This is a genomic window from Duganella aceris (assembly GCF_011090165.1).
Classification (GTDB): domain Bacteria; phylum Pseudomonadota; class Gammaproteobacteria; order Burkholderiales; family Burkholderiaceae_D; genus Rugamonas; species Rugamonas aceris.
On the sequence record NZ_JAADJT010000023.1, the window covers coordinates 18,978 to 33,591 of the forward strand.

Below are 14,614 nucleotides of genomic sequence, written 5' to 3' on the forward strand. Positions count from 1 at the left end.
GACTGATGGCTACAGCACCCCGTCCTGCTTCATCGCGGCGATGTCCTCGGCGCTGTAGCCCAGCGATTGCAGCACTTCGTCGTTGTGCTGGCCCAAGGTCGGGCCCAGCCAGTTGGTGCGGCCCGGCGTGGCCGACAGTTTGGGCGAGATCGCCGGCAGTTTGACCGGCGTGCCGTCGGCAAAGTGGTGCTGCTCGAACATCTCGCGCGCCAGGAACTGCGGATCGACCATCATGTCGCGCACCGAGTAGATCTTGCCGGCCGGGACGTCGGCCGCCTTCAGCACGTTCAACGCGCCGTCGATGTCCTGTGTGTCGCACCAGGACTGGATCGCGTCGTCGATCTCCCGCGTACGCTTGACGCGGCCATCGTTGCGCGCCAGTTCCGCGTCGCCGGCCAGGTCGATGCGGCCCATCGCCAGCATCAGCCGCTTGAAGATCGCGTCGCCATTGCCGGCGATGACGATGTTCTCGCCGTCGCGCGTGGTGTAGGTGTTGGACGGCACGATGCCCGGCAGCGCGCCGCCAGTCCGCTCGCGCACCACGCCGGCGTGGTCGAACTCCGGCACCAGCGATTCCATCAAATTGAACACCGATTCGTACAGCGCCACGTCGACCATCTGGCCCTCGCCCGTCACGCGGCCGCCGGTGGCGTCGCGATGGCGCAGCGCCATCATGGCGCCGATCACGCCGTGCAGCGCCGCGACCGAGTCGCCGATCGAGACGCCGACCCGCACCGGCGGCCGGTCGGCGTGGCCGGAGACGTAGCGCAAGCCGCCCATCGATTCGCCGATCGCACCGAATCCCGGCAGATCCTTCATCGGCCCGGTCTGGCCGAAGCCCGACAGGCGCACCATGATGGTGGCCGGGTTGAGCGCTTTCAGCTGCTCGTAGCCGAGGTCCCATTTCTCCAGCACGCCGGGGCGGTAGTTCTCGATGATGATGTCGGCTTCCAGCGCCAGCTGACGTGCGATGGCGCGGCCGCGCGCGTGCTTCAGGTTCAGCGTCAGCGATTTTTTATTCCGCGACTGCACCGACCACCACAGCGAGGTGCCGTCCTTCAGCACCCGCCAGGTGCGGATCGGATCGCCGCCGTCGGGCGACTCGATCTTGATCACCTCGGCGCCGAACTCCGCCAGCATGCGCGCACAAAAAGGGCCCGCGATCAGCGTGCCCAGTTCCAGTACCTTGATGCCGGCCAAGGGACCGCTTGAGGTCGTCACGTCGCCCTCCGGTCCAGCATGGCGCGGGCGATGGTGCCGGCGTCGACATATTCCAGCTCGCCGCCGACCGGCACGCCGCGCGCGAGGCGGCTGACGCGCAAGCCGCGCGCCTTCAGCATCTCGCTGATGTAGTGCGCGGTGGCCTCGCCCTCGTTGGTGAAGTTGGTGGCCAGCACCACTTCATCGACCAGGCCGTCGGCGGCGCGCGCCACCAGCTTTTCCAGGTGAATGTCCTTCGGGCCGATGCCGTCCAGCGGCGACAAGCGTCCCATCAGCACGAAGTACAGGCCCTTGTAGGTCAAGGTCTGCTCGATCATCAGCTGATCGGCCGGCGTCTCGACCACGCACAGCAGACGGCGGTCGCGCTGTTCGTCGTTGCAGGTGTCGCAGACATCTTCTTCGGTGAAGGTGTTGCATAGCGCGCAGTGATGCACGGCGCTGACCGCCTGGTGCAGCGCGCGCGACAGCATGTCGGCGCCGTCGCGGTCATGCTGCAACAGGTGGAACGCCATCCGTTGCGCCGACTTGGGGCCGACGCCAGGCAGGCGGCGCAAGGCTTCCGTCAGAAATTCCAGCGATTTGGACATCGGGGGGGCGGCCGGTCCTTAGAACGGCATCTTGAAGCCGGCCGGCAGATTCATGCCGGAGGTCAGGCCGCCCAGTTTCTCGGCGGAGGTGGCTTCGGCCTTGCGCACGGCGTCGTTGAAGGCGGCGGCGACCAGGTCTTCCAGCATGTCCTTGTCGTCGGCCAGCAGCGACGGGTCGATCGAGACGCGCTTGACGTCGTTCTTGCAGGTCATCACGACCTTCACCAGGCCGGCGCCGGACTGGCCTTCGACTTCGATCAGGGCCAGCGCGTCCTGCGCCTTCTTCATATTGTCCTGCATTGCTTGCGCTTGTTTCATCAAGCCAGCCAGTTGGTTCTTCATCATGATGGGGTTCTCCGTGTTTGTAGGTTAAGGATGTGATCAGGCGGCCGCAGCTTGCGTCGACGGCGGCGGCACGATGGAGCCGGGCACCACCCAGGCGTCGAGCTCGCGGATCATGCTGTTCACAAAAGGATCGTTGGCGATGGTCTCTTCGGCCGCGCGTTGGCAGGCGGCGCGGTAGGCGGCCGCTTCGGCGCTGGCGGTGTACCACACGGCGCCCAGTTCGGTATCGACGCGCACCGGGCGGCCGAAGCGTTCGGCCAGCGCCAGCGTCAGTTTCTCGACGTTGCCCGGCGTGCGCCAGGTTTCGATCGGCACGCGCACCTTGAACACGGCGGCGTTGCCGTCGAAGCCGCATTCGATCAGCTCGGCCTGCATCGCCAGTTGCTGGGCGACGCCGCGCAGCGGCAAGGCGGCGGCCACGGCGGGCCAGTTGCCGTCCCAGTCCAGTTCCGGGACCGGGGTGATGACGTAGGCGTGCGGTGCCTTGGCCGGCGCGGCCGGGGCGCGTGCCGGGGCGACGAAGGCCGGGACGTCGTCGGCGTAACCGCCTTGCGCGGCGGGCGCGGCCGATGGCGATGGCGCTACCGCGCTGTCGTCGGAAAATTCGGTGACCCAGGGTGGCAGGTCGTCTTCATCGTTGGATTGCTGTTTGGCCTGCGGCGCGGCCGGGGCAGCGTAGCGCGGCGCGGCGGCCGGCGGCATCGCTTGCGACGCGGGCTGCATGGTTTGACGGACAGGCGCTTCCAGCACGGCGGCTTGCGCGTCGCCGCCCATGGTCGCCGCCGGTGGCAGGTCGTCCCACGGCGCCGGCGAGCGCGGCGCGGCGGCCTGCGGCGATGCGAATGCGGATGGCTGCCCCGATGCGGATTGCGCCGGACGCTGCGGCGCCGCCGAAGGCGATGCGAATGCCGACGGCTGCCCCGGCGCGGACGGCGCCTGATGATGCGGCGCGGCCGAAGGCGATGCGAATGCCGACGGCTGCCCGGGCGCGGATGGCGCCGGACGCTGCGGCGCAGCCGAAGGCGATGCGAATGCCGATGGCTGCCCCGATGCGGATTGCGCCGGACGCTGCGGCGCGGCCGAAGGCGATGCGAATGCCGATGGCTGCCCCGGCGCGGATGGCGCCTGATGATGCGGCGCGGCCGACGGCGATGCGATTGCGCCAGGCTGTGCCTGCGCGGCCGAAGGCGCGCCCTGTTCGGCACCGCTCTCTTTGGCGGCGGCGGACGCGGCAGCGGCGGCACGAGCCGCGCCCGGCTTCGACGCGGCACGCGCCGCTTCCAGCGCGGCATTGATGGCCGCACGGGCCGGGCTGATCGGACCCGAAGGCGCGGCCCGCGCGACGGGCTGTTCTACTGGCGCCGGTGCTGCGGCGATAGGCGCTGGCGCGGCAACCGGCGTTGCCACTCTGGCTTGCGTGGCGGCCGGCGCAGGCGCCGCTTCGCCCCACGCCGCAGCAGCCGAGGTCGGCACCGGTGCTGGCGTTTCGGCGCGCGCCATCGCGGCGGCAGCGCCGGCCACGACCGCCGGCGGCGTCACGCTGGCGTGGCTGGCTTGCACATGGGCCGCCGCGCGGGCAGGCGGCGTGGCGGCGGCGCGCACCGCAGCCACCGCCGCCTGACGCGACATCCCCGCCGACGCGGCCGCGGGTTGTCCCTCCGCCCCGCCTACGCCGGGCCGAAAGGCCAGCATGCGCAGCAAGGTCATCGAGAAGCCCGCATACTCATCCGGCGCCAAGCCCAATTCATTACGGCCATGCACCGCGATCTGATAATACAGCTGCACCTCTTCCGCATCGAACAAACCGGCCAGGCGCACCACATCCGCATACTCCGGCAAATCCTCCGGCAACGCGGCCGGCACGGTCTGCGCCAACGCAATCCGATGCAGCAACGTCCCCAAATCCTGCAAAGCGCCGTTGTACGACAAACTGCGCGTCGCCATCTCATCGGCCACCGCCAGCAAATCGGCCCCATCCTGCGCCGCGAGCGCATCCAGCAAGCGAATCAGATACGACTGATCCAGCGCTCCCAGCATGCCCTGCACCGCATCCAGCGTCACCTCGCCGGCCGCGTAGGCGATTGCCTGGTCGGTCAACGACAGCGCATCGCGCATCGAACCGTGCGCGCCGGCCGCCAGCAGACGCAACGCCGGCTGCTCGAAAGCGATGCCCTCCTGGCCCAGGATATTTTCCAGATGCCCGATGATATGACCCGGCGGCATCTGCTTCAGATTGAATTGCAGACAGCGCGATAACACCGTCACCGGAATCTTCTGCGGATCGGTGGTCGCCAGGATGAACTTGACGTGCTCCGGCGGTTCCTCCAGCGTCTTCAACATCGAGTTGAAGGCGTGGTTGGTCAGCATGTGCACCTCATCGATCATATAGACCTTGAAGCGCGCATTGCTCGGCGCGTACACCGCCTGCTCCAGCAGCTGCGCCATCTCGTCGACGCCCCGGTTGGACGCCGCATCCATCTCGATGTAATCGACAAAGCGCCCCGCGTCGATCGCGGTGCAGGCCTCGCACACGCCGCACGGCGTCGGCGTGATGCCGCCGGTGCCGTCCGGGCCGATGCAATTGAGCGACTTGGCCAGGATGCGCGACAAGGTGGTCTTGCCGACCCCGCGCGTCCCGGTGAACAGATAGGCGTGGTGCAAGCGGCCGCTGTGCAAGGCGTGCGTCAAGGCGCGCACGACGTGCTCCTGGCCGACGAGCGTCTCGAAGTTCTTGGGGCGGTATTTACGGGCGAGGACTTGATAGGACATGCTGGAATTTTACCGTAGATAGCGGGTGCCAAAGCGGCAATTGTAACAAGTCGAGCCCGGATTAGGTAAGTCCGGGCGCCTGCCTTACAATTTGTTTTTCTTTTAACATGACAAAAATGAAAATCCTCGCCCTGCTCCCCTTGCTGGTCCTGTCCCTGGCCGCCCACGCCGACGAACGCGAATGGGTGCCTTATAAGAAGCTGGTCGAAGACCTGCGCATCGACAAGTTCTACGCGCTGCCGGCCGCCGAGCGCGACAAGCTCAACCTGTTCATCACCGTCAAGCCGAACAACAAGAACTACAAGCCGTCGGACGTGGTGCTGACCGTGGTGCAAGGCACGGAGCGCCAGCCGCTGCCACCGCTGTCGCCGGAGTTCCGCATGACGCTGGTGCCGAGCCAGAAATGGATGACCGACCAGACCAAGATCATGACCAGCCTGCCGAAGGAAGAGAAATCCGCCGTCGGCTACGATGTCGTCACGCCGCTGCCCGAGGGCCTGCAATGGAACTACGCGCCGGTGATGGGCAGCGTCGGCCAGATGAACCAGGCGATCAAGAAAATGGCCGGCGCGCTGAGCATGTTCGCGCCGTCGGTCAAGGTGGTGGTGTTCAAGTTCGCCAAGCCGGCGCAGCTGAAGGTCGGCGCCACGGTCTACAACACCGACGCCAAGCACCAGATCAAGCTGAAGCCCGAGTCGGGCCTGCTGAAGGACAATCCGCTGATGATCGCCAGCGAGCGGCCGTTCGAGGCCGAGCTGGACAGTGAATAAATAAAAAAAGCTGCCAATGGCAGCTTTTCTATTTTTCCCGAAGGAGGCGAGCCTGATCTGCGGCACTTATGGTTAATAGCCGTGGCTGCTTCGTTCCCGACCTGACCAGGTTAGCCATGCCACAATGCGCAGGGGCCCGCCGAGGGCAATTATACCCTACAGCCCCAACTCCTGCCAAATTTGATCCACCCGTGCTTTCACCTCGGGCGACATGCTGATCGTGGTGCCCCACTCGCGCGTGGTTTCGCCCGGCCACTTGTTGGTCGCGTCGATGCCCATCTTGCTGCCCAGGCCGCTCACCGGCGAGGCGAAGTCGAGATAGTCGATCGGCGTGTTGTCGACCAGCGTGGTGTCGCGGGTCGGATCGACGCGCGTCGTGATCGCCCAGATGACCTCGTTCCAGTCGCGGATGTTGACGTCCTCGTCCACCACCACGATGAACTTGGTGTACATGAACTGGCGCAGGAAGCTCCAGACGCCAAACATCACGCGCTTGGCGTGGCCGGCGTACTGCTTCTTGATCTGCACCACCGCCATGCGGTAGCTGCAGCCTTCGGCCGGCAGGTGGAAATCGGTGATCTCGCTGAACTGCTTTTGCAGCAGCGGAATAAACACCTCGTTCAGCGCCAGGCCCAGCACCGCCGGTTCGTCCGGCGGCTTGCCGGTGTAGGTGGAGTGGTAGATCGGATCGCGCCGCATCGTGATGCGGTCGATGGTGAACACCGGGAACGAGTCCTGCTCATTATAGTAGCCGGTGTGGTCGCCATACGGCCCCTCCAGCGCGTGCTCGTAGCCGGTTGGATGGTTTTCATCCGGGTAGATATGCCCTTCCAGCACGATCTCGGCCGAGGCCGGCACGCGCAGCTCGCTGCCGATCGCCTTGACCAGCTCGGTGCGGCTGCCGCGCAGCAGGCCGGCGAACTGGTATTCGGACAGGCTGTCCGGCACCGGCGTCACCGCGCCTAATATAGTAGCGGGATCGGCGCCCAGCGCGACGCACACCGGATACGGTTTGCCCTTGCTCTGTATGGCGTGCTCGCGGAAATCGAGCGCGCCGCCGCGATGCGCCAGCCAGCGCATGATGACCTTGTTCGGACCCAGCACCTGCTGGCGGTAGATGCCCAGGTTCTGGCGCTTCTTATTAGGGCCCTTGGTGATCACCAGGCCCCAGGTGATCAGCGGCGCCACGTCGCCCGGCCAGCAGTGCTGGATCGGCAGCTTGGCCAGATCGACGTCGGCGCCTTCCCAGACGATGTCGTGGCACGGCGCGCCGCGCAATTCCTTCGGCGCCATGTCCCACACCGCCTTGACCAGCGAGCCCAGGCCCATCAGATCCTTGAAGTCCTTCGGTGGTTCCGGCTCCTTCAGGCGCGACAGCACGTGGCCGATCTTGCGCAGTTCGCTGACGTCGTTGGCTCCCATGCCCAACGCGACGCGGCGTCCGGTGCCGAACAGATTGGCCAGCACCGGAATGCTGTGGCCGGTAGGGTTTTGGAACAATAAAGCTGGCCCGCCGGCACGCAACGTGCGGTCGCAAATCTCGGTCATCTCTAAATGCGGCGAAACAGGGGTCAAAATGGGCTTTAGTTCGTCCATCCGTTGCAGTTGAGAAATAAAATCTCGCAGATCAGAATATTTCATCGTTTTTTAATTTTTTCTTACATTAAAGCGCACTGTTTAAAAATACAGGTCAAGTAGTTGATTTTATTGGTTTTCCACCGTACACAAGGAAAAAAGCTAGACTTAAAAGTTATAGCTTTCAATCGCGTTAGTATTGACTTGATATAAAACGGCTTCTACAATTTGCCCTACTTGAAGAGGACACGGTCTCACCACCTTATGCGAACCACATAAGTTGTCGCTCATTCATTCACGGAGTCGGGGCTCCACATGACATTTTAGGAGTGTTTTCAAAAGGCGTCTGCCTTACCCCCGAAAGAAGTTGTATTGCGACTGTTTCGAATACCTCAGGGAAAGATCAGCTCTAGCAAGCAATGATGGCGTCCAACGCGCGCTCCCAGCGGCGGCGGACGATGATATTTCTGATGCACGGCATTAGCACCCTCTTAGCTGCGTTCAACGCTGGCGGGGACCCGCTTTTACGGTCATTTCAGGGGAACTCTATGATTAATCGCTTCACCGGTGCAACGATGTTTGCCCGCACCATGGCTCGCCAGCCTGCCACGTGGTTCGCCACGACGCGCGTTTCGGCAAAGGGTGTGTTGACCACCGCCCAGCACACTCTGACTATTTTGGGTGTGTCCGCTTTAGTAGTGATGGCAGTAATGTTTGTCCGTCCGGATCTGGCCAAAGCCTTGAGCGACAGCCTGAACCCGGCGCCCGCGCTGGAAACCGTCGCCGTCGTGGCACCTCCGCTGTCGGCGCTGATGGAAACGCCGGTCGCCGGCACCCCGGCCGCCAACACCGCGCCGCTGACCTCGGAAGAGAAAGCGCTGCTGGGCACGCAAAAGCAGCAGCAATGGGTGACCTCGTGGTTGTCCAAGCGTTACCGCGTAGCGGGCGACGCCGCCAACATGCTGGTGTCGACCGCCTACCTGACGGCGCGTGAGATCAAGCTCGACCCACTGCTGATCCTGGCGGTGATGGCGATCGAATCGGGACTGAATCCGTTCGCGGAAAGCCCGGTCGGCGCGCAAGGCCTGATGCAAGTGATGTCGAAAATCCATCACGACAAGTTCCAGGAAATGGGCGGCCTGCAAGCGGCGCTGAATCCCGTGGCGAATATCCGCGTCGGCTCGCTGATCCTGAAGGATTATGTGACCCGCGGCGGCTCGGTTGAAGCCGGTCTGAAGATCTACGTCGGCGCAGGCGCCTTCGAGCACGACGACGGTTACGGCTCGAAAGTGCTGGCCGAATACAACCGCCTGAAACAGGTTTCGGCGGGCAAGAAAGTCCCGACTATCACGCCGATGATGGCCGCCACCCCGCCGAAAGCGGCGGCACCGGTGGTCGTGGCGGAGAAATCCAGCAACGATACGCAAATCGCCGGCCTCTAATTAATAGAGACAGGAAACAAAAGCCGCCGCGAGGCGGTTTTTTCGTTTACGGGCAGGACGTGATCTTGACCCGCCCGCCGCTGGCGGGGTCCTTGGAAATACAAACGACGAGGCCGCCCGGCATGCGCCATTTGGTCACGCGCGTGCCGTCGGGCATGCTCACCTCCCCGATCTCGCCGCTGCCGCCGCCCACGTAGGCTTTTTCGAACGCGGCCGCCAGCGCCGTGGTGTCGTTGACGATCTTGCGGTCGCGCTGGGTCCAGGATTCCTTGCGCACCGCCTTGTCGGCGGCGAAGGCGCTTTTCAGTGCGCGCTGCTTGAGGTCGTCTTCCGGCTTGGCCGGCAGCGCGAATGGATCGGGCAATGGCGCGGCCTGGGTGATCGCCTGCGGCTGCGTGGCGGCCTCCGGCGGCGACAAGAGCGGCATCGGCGCCGCCGCATCGGGCGCGTCGGGTTTGGGCAGATCGGGCGACATGCGCGTCCGGGGCGGCGGGATGCGCTGCGGCGCCTTCTGCGCGAGCTGGGACCGCTCCGGCGGCGCCGGCCGCATCGGCGCGAGAATATACGTGATCGGCGCGTGAACCGCGACAGCGGCCGCCAAGCGCAGCCCAGGCTGCTGCCAGCAAAGAAACGCCAGGATATGCGCGCCGCCGACCAGCGCCAGCCAGCCGCGCCGTCGCCAGGCCTGCGGGCCGGATAGTCGGGTCAGTTCGATGATATCGCCCCAGGTTAGCTAAAAACCAAGCGATACTGCGGCGCGCCGTCCCGGGCGGCAAGGCAAATATAAAAAAAGCCACCGCAAGATACCTTGGGTGGCTTTTGACGATACCGCTTCAGCGGATCAGCGTTTCTTGTCGGCGGCGACTTCGTCCGGACGCAGCTTGCCGGCCAGCTTGTCCAGCACGCCGTTGACGTATTTGTGGCCGTCGATACCGCCGAACGACTTGGTCAGCTCCACCGCTTCGTTGATGACGACGCGGTAAGGGATTTCCAGGTTGTTCTTCAGCTCGTAAGCACCGATCAACAGCACCGCGTGCTCGATCGGCGACAGCTCGTTGATGCCGCGATCGACCAGCGGCGCGAAGCTCTCGCGCAGCTCGACCGACGAACCGATGGCGCCGTTCAGCAGCACGGTGAAATGCTCGCCGTCGGCCTTGTCGAAGCCATGCGCGCCACGAATGTGGTTGACCACCTTGGAGGCGGGTTCGTTATTCAGCAGCCACTGGTACAACCCTTGCAGCGCGAACTCGCGCGCGCGGTGACGCGGCGTGCGGTTCTTGCTGGGGTTGGCGTGCAGATTCTTCTCAGTCATGGGTACACCTTTTCTTATTAATTACTCGTCGTCGCCTTGATCCTGGTTCAACTCTTCCAGGGCGATGGTCAGATTGGCCATCTCAACCGCGACGCGCGCCGCATCGGCGCCTTTGATGGCCATGCGCACTTCCGCCTGTTCATCGTTCTCGGTGGTCAGGATCGCGTTGGCGATCGGGATGCCGTAGTCGAGGCCGATGCGGGTGATGCCCGCGCCGGATTCGTTCGACACCAGCTCGAAGTGGTAGGTCTCGCCGCGGATCACCGCGCCCAGCGCGATCAGCGCGTCGAACTGCTGCGACTCGGCCATCTTCTGCAGCACCAGCGGCACTTCCAGCGCGCCCGGCACGGTCACGTGCAGCACGTCGTCGTCGGCCACGCCCAGGTGTTTCAATTCCGCCAGACAGGCCGACAGCAGACCGTGGCAGACGTCTTCGTTGAAGCGGGCTTGAACGATGCCGATGCGCAGATCGTCACCGGACAGATTTGTTTCGTAGCTTCCTACGGTCATGGGGTGCCTCTTTATATGTTGGTTGAATTAGTTAGGTTTGGCGACATAGCCGGTGACTTCCAGATCGAAGCCGGTCATCGATGGCATTTTGCGCGGGCTGGCCAGCAGCTGCATCTTGCAGACGCCGACTTCGCGCAGGATTTGCGCGCCGATGCCGTAGCTGCGCAGGTCCATGCTGGCCGCGCGGCCTTTCGGTTTGCCTTCCGGCTTGCCCAGCGCGTCGAACTGGGCGAAGAACTGCTCCGCCGTTTCTTCGCAATTGAGCAGCACGATGACGCCGCTGTCGGCCGCCTTGACCGCCGCCAGCGACGACGACAGGTTCCACGAGTGGGTGGTCGCTTCGGATTCCAGGATGTCCAGGATGGAGACCGGCTGGTGCACGCGCACCAGGGTTTCCTTGCCTTTTTCGATCTGGCCGTGCACCAGCGCCAGATGCGCCGAGCCGCTTGGCTTGTCGCGGTACGCGATCATGCGGAACTCGCCCTGCGCGGTGTTCAGCGGGCGCTCGCCAATCTTCTCGACCAGCGACTCGTTGCGGCTGCGATAGTGGATCAGGTCGGCGATGGTGCCGATCTTCAGATTGTGTTCCTTGGCGAAGACCAGCAGGTCCGGCAGGCGCGCCATGGTGCCGTCCTCGTTCATGATCTCGCAGATCACCGAGGCCGGGGTCAGGCCGGCCATCGCGGTCAGGTCGCAGCCGGCTTCGGTATGGCCTGCGCGCATCAGCACGCCGCCCTTTTGCGCCTTCAGCGGGAAGATGTGGCCGGGTTGGACGATGTCCGACGGCTGGGTGTTCTTGTCGACCGCGACCTGGATGGTGCGCGAGCGGTCGGCCGCCGAGATGCCGGTGGTGACGCCCTCGGCCGCTTCGATCGAAACCGTGAAGTTGGTGCCGAAGGCGGTGCCGTTACGGGCCGACATCATCGACAGGTTCAGCTGGTCGCAGCGTTCCTCGGTCAGGGTCAGGCAGACCAGGCCGCGCGCGTAGCGGACCATGAAATTGATGGCCTCCGGCGTGACGAAGTCCGCCGCAAGCACCAGATCACCTTCGTTTTCCCGGTCTTCTTCATCGACCAGGATCACCATGCGGCCAGCGCGCAATTCGGCGACGATTTCTTCGGTGCTGGAAATTGACATTTTTATTCCTTAAAGACTGAGCGAGAATGTTTCTTAACCCGCTATTTTAAAGGATTTACGCCAGCCCCACCGCAAAAGCCCGCTTTTATCCGGCAAAAGAGCGTCTATCTGGTTTTCTTGAAAACATTCCCACTTGAATCCAGTTGTACACTCATTGCGTATAAGAAATAAACACCACGGAGAGATTCATCATGTTCAGAACTATCGGCGCGGCGCTGATCGCCGCATGCACCCTGGCAGGCACGGCGCAGGCGACGCCGCAAGCCGCCAAGGGCGAGCGTCTATGGCAGCAGCGCTGCGCCGAGTGCCACGCCGTCGACACCGATCAAACCGGCCCGCGCCATCGCGGCGTGTTCGGCCGGCGCGCCGGCAGCGTGCCGGATTACGACTACTCGCGCGCGGTGCGCAAATCCGGCGTGTATTGGGACGCCGCGTCGCTGGACCGCTGGCTGACCGATCCGGAGAAATTCATCCCCGGCCAGAACATGGACTTTAAGGTGCGCAACAAGGCCGAGCGCGCGGCGCTGATCGCCTACCTGCAAACCCTCACGCCTGCGCCGCATCCATGACCCGGGCGCGGGGGGCGTTTTACTTCGACGCCGCGCCGACCGACACCATGCGCTCGACGTAACGGGCGATCAGGTCGATCTCCAGGTTAACCTGCTTGCCGACCGCCAAATGCTTCAGCGTGGTCATGGCGATGGTGTGCGGGATCAGGTTGATCGAGAACTGGCACACCAGATCCTTGCCACTGCCGATGTCGTTGACGCGGTTCACCGTCAACGAGACCCCGTTGACCACGATCGAGCCCTTGAACGCCAGGAACTTGGCCAACTCGTGCGGCGCTTCGATCACCAGCTCCCACGACTCGCCCACCGCTTCGAACTTGCGCACCACGCCCAGGCCATCGACGTGGCCGGACACCAGATGGCCGCCGAGACGCTCGTTCAGCGTCAGCGCTTTTTCCAGGTTCACCTCGGTCGGCGTATCCAGGCCGACGGTGCAATTGAGGCTCTCGCGCGAGACGTCGACGCGGAAGCTGGCGGCGTCTTTTTCCACCACCGTCATGCAGGCGCCGTTGATGGCGATCGAGTCGCCCAGCGCGACGTCGGCCAGCGGCAGGCCGCCGGCGTTGATGTCCAGGCGCACGCCCGCGAACGAGCCGCCTTCCAGCGGGGTGACCGATTCAATTTTGCCGATGGCGGCGACGATTCCAGTGAACATAATTTTTCCTAATGAGTGAAGCGGGCAAGGATACGCAAATCTTCGCCGATTTGCTGAACCTCGTGAAATTTCAAATTCTTCTTCAGCGACAGATCCGTCAACGCCGGCAGCGCGAACATGCCCTGCGCATCGCCGATCAGCGACGGCGCCAGATACAGCAGCAGCTCGTCGACGCAGCCCTCGCGGATCAGCGAACCGTTCAACTTGCCGCCCGCCTCGACGTGCAGCTCGTTGATCTGGCGGCGGCCCAGCTCGCGCATCAATTCGGGCAGGTCGACCTTGCCGGAGGCGTTGGGCAGCATGATGATCTCGGCGCCGGCCGCGCGCAGCGCCGCCTCCTTCTCCGGATCGGCGACGGCGGCGGCGATCCAGGTCCCGCCTCCCTCCAATATCTTGGAGGAAAGGCCAATATCAAGCTTGCTGTCGACCACGATGCGGCGCGGCTGGCGCGGCGTCTCGACCGCGCGCACGTTCAGCTGCGGATCGTCGGCCTTGACGGTGCCGATGCCGGTCAGAATGGCGCAGGCGCGCGCGCGCCAGGCGTGGCCGTCGGCGCGCGCCTCGGGGCCGGTGATCCACTGGCTGACGCCGTTGTGCAGCGCCGTCATGCCGTCCAGGCTGGCCGCGGCCTTCATGCGCACCCACGGCAGGCCGCGCGTCATGCGCGAGAAAAAGCCGATATTCAATTCATAAGCTTGCCGCGCCAGCAAACCGGTGCTGGTGTCGATGCCGGCGGCTGCCAGCTTGGCCATGCCCTGCCCGGCCACCAGCGGATTCGGATCCTCCATCGCCGCCACCACGCGGCCGAGGCCGGCGCGCACCAACGCGTCCGAACACGGCGGCGTGCGGCCGTAATGGTTGCACGGTTCCAGCGTGACATAGGCGGTGGCGCCGCGCACGTCGTGGCCGCGCGCTTGCGCGTCCTTCAGCGCCTGGATTTCGGCGTGGTCGCCGCCGGCCTGTTGGGTGACGCCGGCGCCGATCACCACGCCGTCGCGCACGATCACGCAGCCGATGTGCGGATTCGGCGAAGTCGTGTACAAGCCTTTGGCGGCCCATTCGAGCGCCAGCGTCATGCCGTCGAGATCGTTGCTGATATTCACGTTGTCCTTAATCCGCGCCATCGCAGTTGGCACGGTCCCGGGCCGGGTCGCAGACGCGTACCCGGCCCAGCATGTTGATCTTGATGTTGCGCACGTCGTCGCCCTGGGTCAGCGACAGCGTGCCCCAGCGCGCCGCCAGGCTGTTGCTTGCGCTACAGGCGCGTCCAGCAGCATTATAGGCAAGATAGCTCTGCGCCGCACCCGAGGAAAACTTCGACGCGACCAGAATGCCGTCGGCGATCGGTCCTTGGCGGTAGATCAGCGGCTCGCCGGGGTCGGGCCGGCGGTTGTGGTTCCGGTCGACGAACACGGCCCAGCCGAGCCGCCAGTCGGTGCCGGCCGGGTCCAGCGGCGCCATCATGACCCTGGCGCCGCGCGCGATCGCCTGCGAGCGCGTCAGGTCGACGGCGGCCAGCAGATCGTTGGTGGCGGTGCGCAGCCGCTGGCGCCGCACGATGTCGACGAAGGATGGCATGACGGCGCCGGCCAGGACGCCGGCCAGCGCCAGCGTCACCAGCAGTTCGACCAGCGACACGCCCCCGCCTCCGCCCCGCCGCCGCATCGGACCGGACGCGCCGCGGCACGCACCGCCGCACATGCCCAAGCCGCGCCGAAGCGC

Annotated in this window: 15 protein-coding genes and 1 other RNA gene; 3 read left to right on the forward strand and 13 right to left on the reverse strand. The window is 64.7% G+C overall.

Annotated features, from left to right (window positions below; translation table 11 throughout):
* Positions 1-9 precede the first annotated feature (9 nt).
* The 4 genes from GW587_RS30105 to dnaX are packed head-to-tail and all read right to left on the reverse strand — an operon-like array spanning position 10 to position 4,922.
* Complete coding sequence (locus GW587_RS30105; RefSeq protein ID WP_166108598.1) at positions 10-1,221, reverse strand: CaiB/BaiF CoA transferase family protein; 1,212 nt, start codon at positions 1,219-1,221, stop codon at positions 10-12.
* The gene (gene recR / locus GW587_RS30110; protein WP_166108599.1) at positions 1,218-1,808 is read right to left on the reverse strand and encodes a recombination mediator RecR; all 591 of its coding nucleotides are present in this window, start codon (positions 1,806-1,808) and stop codon (positions 1,218-1,220) included. The genes GW587_RS30105 and recR overlap by 4 nt, the downstream gene beginning before the upstream one ends.
* An 18-nt stretch (positions 1,809-1,826) precedes the next feature.
* Positions 1,827-2,153, reverse strand: a complete 327-nt coding sequence (locus GW587_RS30115; protein ID WP_166108600.1) for a YbaB/EbfC family nucleoid-associated protein — start codon at positions 2,151-2,153, stop codon at positions 1,827-1,829.
* 36 nt (positions 2,154-2,189) lie between these two features.
* A complete protein-coding gene (dnaX, locus tag GW587_RS30120; RefSeq protein WP_166108601.1) occupies positions 2,190-4,922 on the reverse strand; it encodes a DNA polymerase III subunit gamma/tau in 2,733 nt (910 codons plus the stop codon).
* A gap of 116 nt (positions 4,923-5,038) precedes the next feature.
* On the opposite strand from dnaX, the gene GW587_RS30125 reads away from it, so the two are divergent.
* Entirely contained in the window at positions 5,039-5,692 is a 654-nt protein-coding gene (locus tag GW587_RS30125) for a hypothetical protein (protein ID WP_166108602.1), read from the forward strand.
* Positions 5,693-5,734: 42 nt separating this feature from the next.
* On the opposite strand, the gene ffs is transcribed toward GW587_RS30125, so the two are convergent.
* Positions 5,735-5,833, reverse strand: an RNA gene (gene ffs / locus GW587_RS30130) — signal recognition particle sRNA small type.
* Positions 5,834-5,848: 15 nt separating this feature from the next.
* Positions 5,849-7,333 (reverse strand): 4-hydroxy-3-polyprenylbenzoate decarboxylase, encoded by a 1,485-nt coding sequence (gene ubiD, locus GW587_RS30135; protein WP_166108603.1) that lies wholly within the window; start codon positions 7,331-7,333, stop codon positions 5,849-5,851.
* Between the two features lie 524 nt (positions 7,334-7,857).
* On the opposite strand from ubiD, the gene GW587_RS30140 reads away from it, so the two are divergent.
* A complete protein-coding gene (locus GW587_RS30140; RefSeq protein ID WP_229259732.1) occupies positions 7,858-8,709 on the forward strand; it encodes a lytic transglycosylase domain-containing protein in 852 nt (283 codons plus the stop codon).
* Positions 8,710-8,755: 46 nt separating this feature from the next.
* Here GW587_RS30140 and GW587_RS30145 read toward each other — a convergent pair whose 3' ends face one another.
* The 4 genes from GW587_RS30145 to ribBA all read right to left on the reverse strand — a co-directional run bounded on the left by GW587_RS30145 (position 8,756) and on the right by ribBA (position 11,668).
* Positions 8,756-9,184: a hypothetical protein gene (locus GW587_RS30145; protein ID WP_166108605.1), complete on the reverse strand. Its 429-nt coding sequence runs from the start codon at positions 9,182-9,184 to the stop codon at positions 8,756-8,758.
* 366 nt (positions 9,185-9,550) lie between these two features.
* On the reverse strand, positions 9,551-10,021 hold the full coding sequence (gene nusB / locus GW587_RS30150) for a transcription antitermination factor NusB (RefSeq protein ID WP_166108606.1): 471 nt from the start codon (positions 10,019-10,021) through the stop codon (positions 9,551-9,553).
* Between the two features lie 21 nt (positions 10,022-10,042).
* On the reverse strand, positions 10,043-10,531 hold the full coding sequence (gene ribH / locus GW587_RS30155) for a 6,7-dimethyl-8-ribityllumazine synthase (protein WP_166108607.1): 489 nt from the start codon (positions 10,529-10,531) through the stop codon (positions 10,043-10,045).
* 27 nt (positions 10,532-10,558) lie between these two features.
* On the reverse strand, positions 10,559-11,668 hold the full coding sequence (ribBA, locus tag GW587_RS30160; RefSeq protein WP_166108608.1) for a bifunctional 3,4-dihydroxy-2-butanone-4-phosphate synthase/GTP cyclohydrolase II: 1,110 nt from the start codon (positions 11,666-11,668) through the stop codon (positions 10,559-10,561).
* Between the two features lie 191 nt (positions 11,669-11,859).
* On the opposite strand from ribBA, the gene GW587_RS30165 reads away from it, so the two are divergent.
* On the forward strand, positions 11,860-12,237 hold the full coding sequence (locus GW587_RS30165) for a c-type cytochrome (RefSeq protein ID WP_166108609.1): 378 nt from the start codon (positions 11,860-11,862) through the stop codon (positions 12,235-12,237).
* A 19-nt stretch (positions 12,238-12,256) separates the two neighbouring features.
* On the opposite strand, the gene GW587_RS30170 is transcribed toward GW587_RS30165, so the two are convergent.
* From GW587_RS30170 to GW587_RS30180, 3 genes are read right to left on the reverse strand one after another with little or no spacing between them, the layout of a single operon-like run.
* Positions 12,257-12,892 (reverse strand): riboflavin synthase, encoded by a 636-nt coding sequence (locus tag GW587_RS30170; protein WP_166108610.1) that lies wholly within the window; start codon positions 12,890-12,892, stop codon positions 12,257-12,259.
* A gap of 8 nt (positions 12,893-12,900) precedes the next feature.
* Positions 12,901-13,968, reverse strand: a complete 1,068-nt coding sequence (gene ribD, locus GW587_RS30175; RefSeq protein ID WP_207393702.1) for a bifunctional diaminohydroxyphosphoribosylaminopyrimidine deaminase/5-amino-6-(5-phosphoribosylamino)uracil reductase RibD — start codon at positions 13,966-13,968, stop codon at positions 12,901-12,903.
* Between the two features lie 34 nt (positions 13,969-14,002).
* The gene (locus tag GW587_RS30180; RefSeq protein ID WP_371875667.1) at positions 14,003-14,530 is read right to left on the reverse strand and encodes a GspH/FimT family pseudopilin; all 528 of its coding nucleotides are present in this window, start codon (positions 14,528-14,530) and stop codon (positions 14,003-14,005) included.
* Positions 14,531-14,614: the final 84 nt, after the last annotated feature.

Coding starts and splice junctions, on each gene's coding strand:
- recR (WP_166108599.1), bottom strand. CDS start 1,808: ATGTCCAAATCGCTGGAATTTCTGACGGAAGCCTTGCGCCGCCTGCCT.
- GW587_RS30115 (WP_166108600.1), bottom strand. CDS start 2,153: ATGATGAAGAACCAACTGGCTGGCTTGATGAAACAAGCGCAAGCAATG.
- dnaX (WP_166108601.1), bottom strand. CDS start 4,922: ATGTCCTATCAAGTCCTCGCCCGTAAATACCGCCCCAAGAACTTCGAG.
- GW587_RS30125 (WP_166108602.1), top strand. CDS start 5,039: ATGAAAATCCTCGCCCTGCTCCCCTTGCTGGTCCTGTCCCTGGCCGCC.
- ubiD (WP_166108603.1), bottom strand. CDS start 7,333: ATGAAATATTCTGATCTGCGAGATTTTATTTCTCAACTGCAACGGATG.
- GW587_RS30140 (WP_229259732.1), top strand. CDS start 7,858: ATGGCTCGCCAGCCTGCCACGTGGTTCGCCACGACGCGCGTTTCGGCA.
- GW587_RS30145 (WP_166108605.1), bottom strand. CDS start 9,184: ATGTCGCCCGATCTGCCCAAACCCGACGCGCCCGATGCGGCGGCGCCG.
- nusB (WP_166108606.1), bottom strand. CDS start 10,021: ATGACTGAGAAGAATCTGCACGCCAACCCCAGCAAGAACCGCACGCCG.
- ribH (WP_166108607.1), bottom strand. CDS start 10,531: ATGACCGTAGGAAGCTACGAAACAAATCTGTCCGGTGACGATCTGCGC.
- ribBA (WP_166108608.1), bottom strand. CDS start 11,668: ATGTCAATTTCCAGCACCGAAGAAATCGTCGCCGAATTGCGCGCTGGC.
- GW587_RS30165 (WP_166108609.1), top strand. CDS start 11,860: ATGTTCAGAACTATCGGCGCGGCGCTGATCGCCGCATGCACCCTGGCA.
- GW587_RS30170 (WP_166108610.1), bottom strand. CDS start 12,892: ATGTTCACTGGAATCGTCGCCGCCATCGGCAAAATTGAATCGGTCACC.
- ribD (WP_207393702.1), bottom strand. CDS start 13,968: ATGACGCTGGCGCTCGAATGGGCCGCCAAAGGCTTGTACACGACTTCG.